We start from the raw sequence: 5,709 nt of genomic DNA on the forward strand, positions 1-5,709 counted from the left end.
ACGTGGCGCACCGCGGCGACGTCCGCAACAAGCTGTCCCGCCAACCCGGCCGCCCCCAGCTCCGGGTGCCGGACCGCCGCCACGGCCACCGCCCCGGTCACGTGCGCGGCCGCCATCGAGGTCCCCGCCAGCGCCGCGTACCGCCCGCCCGGCCAGTCGGAGACGACCGCCCCCTGCGTTCCGCCGTCCGGGTCGCCGCCCGGCGCCGCCAGCGAGACCCGCCCGCGCCCGTGGTTGGAGTAGCCCGCCGGGTGCCCGTCCCGGTCGACCGCGGTGACGGTGACCACCCCGGGCAGCTCGCCGGGCAGCCGCACGCACTCCGTGCCCAGGCGGCGGACGGGCGCCGGCCCCGAGACCCGGTCGTTGGGGCTGCGCTCGTCGGTCCGCGCGGCGCCGAGGTCCTGCCCGTCGTTGCCCGCCGAGGCGACCACCACCGCCCCCTTCCGCTGGGCGTACCCGGCGGCCCGCCCGACGGCCGCGATCAGCGCGGCCTGGTCCCGGTCCTCGGGGCAGTTGTACTTCCACGGGTCGGCGAAGTAGCTGTTGTTGATCGCCCTGGCCCCGTGGTCGGCGGCCCAGAGCAGGCCGCAGACGATGTTCTCCGCGTAGTACTGCCCGAGCGGCCCGAGCAGCCGGACGGCGGCGATCCGCACCCCCGGCGCGACCCCGGTGACGCCGTGGCCGTCCCGGGTGGCGCCGACGATCCCGGCGACGTGCGTGCCGTGGCCGTTCTCGACCACCCCGGGGTCGGGCCGCCAGGCCCCGGTGCGGGCATCGGGACGGCCGTCCGCGCAGGAGGCGGAGGCCTTCGGGTCGACGGCGGCGCGCAGGTCCGGGTGGGTGTCGTCGACCCCGGAGTCCAGCACCGCGACCAGCACCTCGTGCAGCGCCCCGGCGCTCGGCCCCGCGCCGGCGGACACCGTCGAGGCGTCTCCCGCCCGGCCGCCGGCGCCGTCGACCATGGCGAGGTTCCAGGCACCCGTCTCCCCGGGGTCGGGCACCGTCACCGTCTCCGCGTCCGCCCGGTCGCCACCGGTGGCCCGGTCGCCGCCCCTCCTCCCGGCCGCCCGGTGCCCCGCCCCGGCCGTGAAGTCCCCCGCCCCCGCCACCGCCCGCGGCGGCGCGACCACCGGCGCCGTCCGGGTCGCCCCGACGGCGGCGATCCCGGGCCGGGCCCGTACCCGGTCCGCGAAGGCGCCGGTCGCGTAGACCAGGGCGGCCCCGATCTGCCGGTACTCCTGGACCACCTGCCCGCCCGCCGCCCGGCTCTCCGCCCCGGCCCGGGCCGCGCCCGCGGCGTCCTCGCCCTCGGCCAGCACCAGGTAGCTGAGGTACGCCCGCCCCGGCCCGGACACGTACGGGACGGCGCCGCCCACCACGAGCGCCGTGAGCAGCATCGCGAGCAGCGCCCGGGCCGGCCCGCGGACCCGACGGCGGCGGGCGGCGCGGGCGGTGCGGCCCGGCGGGTGCGCCTGCGCCATCGCACGGCCTCCGCTCGTCGGTCGGGTGGGTCACGGCAGGGGGTTCGCATCGGGTGGGTCACGGATGGACCAAGCATCCGATTCATCACGATATGAGCGGATCGTCATTTCTGCTTCCCGGCTTACACCCCGCTCCGCCCGCCCCCACCGGCCCGCCCGCCCCGCCCCCGCTTGTCAGTCCCACCCGGCACCATGGGGGCATGGCGCCCCAGCACCCGACCCCACCCGCGCACGACCCCCTGGCCGGCTTCGCCCCGGCCACCCGGGCCTGGTTCACCGGCGCCTTCTCCGCCCCCACCACCGCCCAGGCCGAGGCCTGGCAGGCCATCCGGCGGGAGACGGACGTCCTGGTGGTCGCCCCCACCGGCTCCGGCAAGACACTGGCCGCCTTCCTCTCCGCCCTCGACCGGCTCAGCAGCACCCCGCCCCCCGCCGAGCCCGAGCGCCGCTGCCGGGTCCTCTACGTCTCACCGCTCAAGGCCCTCGCGGTGGACGTCGAGCGGAACCTGCGCGCACCCCTGGCCGGCCTGCGCCAGGCCGCCGTCCGGCTCGGCCTGCCCGAGCCCGAGGTCCAGGTCGCCATCCGCTCCGGCGACACCCCGGCCGCCGACCGCCGCCGCTTCACGACCCATCCGCCGGACATCCTGATCACCACCCCCGAGTCGCTGTTCCTGCTGCTGACCTCCGCCGCCCGGGAGGCCCTGCGCGGCGTGGACACGGTGATCCTGGACGAGGTGCACGCCGTCGCCGGCACCAAGCGCGGCGCCCACCTCGCGCTCAGCCTGGAGCGGCTGGACGAGCTGCTGGACCGCCCGGCCCGCCGGATCGGCCTGTCCGCGACGGTCCGCCCGGTCGACGAGGTGGCCCGCTTCCTCAGCCCGCAGCGCGGCGCCGCCGTCGTCCAGCCCGCCGCCGCCAAGGAGTTCGACCTCTCGGTGGTCGTCCCCGTCCCCGACCTGGACGACCTGCCCGCCGCCCCGGCCACCGGCGGCGCCGCCGCCAGCGACCCGCAGCGGCAAGCGTCGATCTGGCCGCACGTCGAGGAGCGGATCGTCGACCTGGTCGAGGCGCACCGCTCGACCATCGTCTTCGCCAACTCCCGCCGGCTGGCCGAGCGGCTGTGCAACCGGCTGAACGAGATCGCGTACGAGCGCGCCACCGGCACCGCCGTCCCCGAGGCGCACGCCCCCGCCGAGCTGATGGGCGGCTCGGGCGCCGCCAAGGGCGCCCCCGCGGTCATCGCCCGGGCCCACCACGGCTCCGTCTCCAAGGAGCAACGCTCGCTGGTCGAGGAGGAGTTGAAGGCCGGCCGGCTGCCCGCCGTGGTCGCCACCTCCAGCCTGGAGCTGGGCATCGACATGGGCGCCGTCGAGCTGGTCGTCCAGGTCGAGTCCCCGCCCTCGGTCGCCTCCGGCCTGCAGCGGGTCGGCCGGGCCGGCCACCAGGTCGGCGCCGTCTCCACCGGCGTGTTCTTCCCCAAGTACCGGGGGGACCTCGTGCAGTCCGCCGTGGTCACCGAGCGGATGCGGTCCGGCCGGATCGAGGCGCTGCGCGTCCCGCGCAACCCGCTGGACGTGCTCGCCCAGCAGCTGGTCGCGATGACCGCCCTGGACACCTGGCCGGTGGACGACCTGCTCGCCGTGGTCCGCCGCGCCGCACCCTTCGCCACCCTCCCGCAGTCCGCCTTCGACGCCGTGCTGGACATGCTGGCCGGCCGCTACCCCTCGGACGCCTTCGCCGAGCTGCGCCCCCGCCTGGTGTGGGACCGGGTGGCCGGCACGGTGACCGGCCGCCCCGGCGCCCAGCGGCTGGCCGTCACCTCCGGCGGCACCATCCCCGACCGCGGCCTGTTCGGCGTCTTCATCGCCGGCACGACCGGGTCCGATTCGAAAACGGGGAAGAAGGGCGGCGGCCGGGTCGGCGAGCTGGACGAGGAGATGGTCTACGAGTCCCGCGTGGGCGACGTCTTCACCCTCGGCACCACCTCCTGGCGGATCGAGGAGATCACCCACGACAAGGTGCTGGTCACCCCCGCCCCCGGCGTCCCCGGCCGGCTCCCGTTCTGGAAGGGCGACGCCCTCGGCCGCCCGCTCGAACTCGGCCGCGCCCTCGGCGCGTTCACCCGCGAACTGGGCGCCCTCCAGCCCGAGGCCGCCACCGAGCGGCTCAAGCGGGCCGGCCTGGACGACTGGGCGGCCGCCAACCTGCTGGACTACCTGGCCGAGCAGCGCGCCGCCTGCGGCCACCTCCCGGACGACCGCACCATCGTGGTCGAGCGCTTCCGGGACGAGCTCGGCGACTGGCGGATCGTCATCCACTCCCCCTTCGGCGCCCAGGTGCACGCCCCCTGGGCGCTCGCCCTCGGCGCCCGGCTGCGCGAGAAGCACGGCCTGGACCCGCAGGTCATGCACGCCGACGACGGCATCGTGCTCCGCCTGCCCGACGCCGACCTGCTCGCCCCCGACTTCGATTTCAGCAGCCCCGCCCTGTCGCAACCGGCCGGTCCGGCTCCGGACGAGGCCCCGGTCGGCGCCGACGCCGCCCTGTTCGACCCCGGCGAGATCGAGCAGCTGGTCACCGACCAGGTCGGCGGCTCCGCCCTGTTCGCCTCCCGCTTCCGCGAGTGCGCCGGGCGCGCGCTGCTGCTCCCCCGCCGCAACCCCGGCCGCCGCACCCCGCTCTGGCAGCAGCGCCAGCGCGCCGCCCAACTGCTCGAAGTCGCCTCCGAGTACGGCTCGTTCCCGATCGTCCTGGAGGCCGTCCGGGAGTGCCTGCAGGACGTCTTCGACGTCCCCGGCCTGGTCGAGCTGATGGGCGATCTGGAGTCCCGCGCCGTCCGCCTGGTCGAGGTCACCACCCCGGAGCCCTCGCCGTTCGCCCGCTCGCTGCTGTTCGGCTACGTCGCCCAGTTCCTCTACGAGGGCGACTCCCCGCTCGCCGAGCGCCGCGCCGCCGCCCTCTCGCTCGACTCCCGGCTGCTGTCCGAACTCCTCGGCCAGGCCGAGCTGAGCGAACTGCTCGACCCGCAGGTGCTCGCCGACCTGGAGGCCGAGCTCCAGCGCCTCACCCCCGAGCGCCGGATCAGGGACGCCGAGGGCGTCGCCGACGCCCTGCGCCTGCTCGGCCCGCTCAGCGAGGCCGAGTTGACGCTCCGCGGCGCCGAGCCGCTCTGGGCCCTGGAGCTGGAGGCGGCCCGCCGGGTGATCCAGGTCCGGATCGCCGGCGAGCAGCGCTGGGCCGCGATCGAGGACGCCGGACGGCTGCGCGACGCGCTCGGCACCCCGCTGCCGGTCGGCGTCCCGGAGGCCTTCACCGAGCCGGTCAAGGACCCGCTGGGTGACCTGATGGCCCGCCACGCCCGCACCCACGGCCCGTTCACCGCCGCCGAGGCCGCCGCCCGCTACGGCCTGGGCACCGCCGTGGTCACCGGCACCCTGCACCGGCTGACCGCCGCCGGCCGCCTGGTCCAGGGCCAGTACCGGCCCGCCGGAAACCGCACCGACCCCGAGTGGCACACCGCCCCCGAGTGGTGCGACGCCGAGGTGCTGCGCCGGCTGCGCCGCCGCTCGCTGGCCGCCCTGCGCCAGGAGGTCGAGCCGGTCCCGCCGCGCGCCCTGGCCGCCTTCCTCCCGCAGTGGCAGCACCTGGCCGGCCACCGGCTGCGCGGCCCGGACGGCCTGCTGCGGGTGGTCGAGCAGCTCCAGGGGACCGCCCTGCCCGCCTCCGCGCTGGAGAAGCTGATCCTCCCGGCCCGGCTCGCCGACTACTCCCCCGGCCTGCTGGACGAGCTGATGGCGGCCGGCGAGGTCGGCTGGTGCGGGGCCGGCGCCCTGCCCGGCAAGGACGGCTGGATCGGCCTGCACCTCGCCGAGAACTCCCACCTGCTGCGCCCCGAGCCCGTCCCGCCCGCGCTCACCCCGGTGCACAGCGCCCTGATGTCCGCGCTCTCCGGCGGCTACGGCCTGTTCTTCCGCCAACTCGTCCAGCAGCTCCCGGAGGAGACCGCCGAGCCGGAGGTCGTCGAGGCGCTCTGGGACCTGGTCTGGGCCGGTTACGTCACCAACGACACCCTCGCCCCGCTGCGCGCGCTGCTCGGCTCCGGCCGGACGGCGGGCGCCACCGCCCACCGCGCGCCCCGGTCCACCCCGCGCGGCCGCTACGGCGGCGCCGGACGGGCCTTCGGCCGGGTCGGCGGCGCCCTGCGCAGCGGCCCGCCGACGGTGGCCGG

Annotated in this window: 2 protein-coding genes; one reads left to right on the forward strand and one right to left on the reverse strand. The window is 77.2% G+C overall.

From position 1 onward, the window contains the following. Positions 1–1,481: S8 family serine peptidase (locus ABZW03_RS36250; RefSeq protein ID WP_355268329.1), on the reverse strand; the 1,481-nt coding region annotated here is incomplete at its 3' end. Positions 1,482–1,681: 200 nt separating this feature from the next. Here ABZW03_RS36250 and ABZW03_RS36255 point away from each other — a divergent pair. Continuing rightward, the coding region (locus tag ABZW03_RS36255; protein WP_355268332.1) for an ATP-dependent helicase at positions 1,682–5,709 on the forward strand (4,028 nt) is incomplete at its 3' end.

The sequence above is a fragment of the Kitasatospora sp. NPDC004799 genome (genome assembly GCF_040609095.1).
Taxonomy (GTDB): Bacteria; Actinomycetota; Actinomycetes; order Streptomycetales; family Streptomycetaceae; genus Kitasatospora.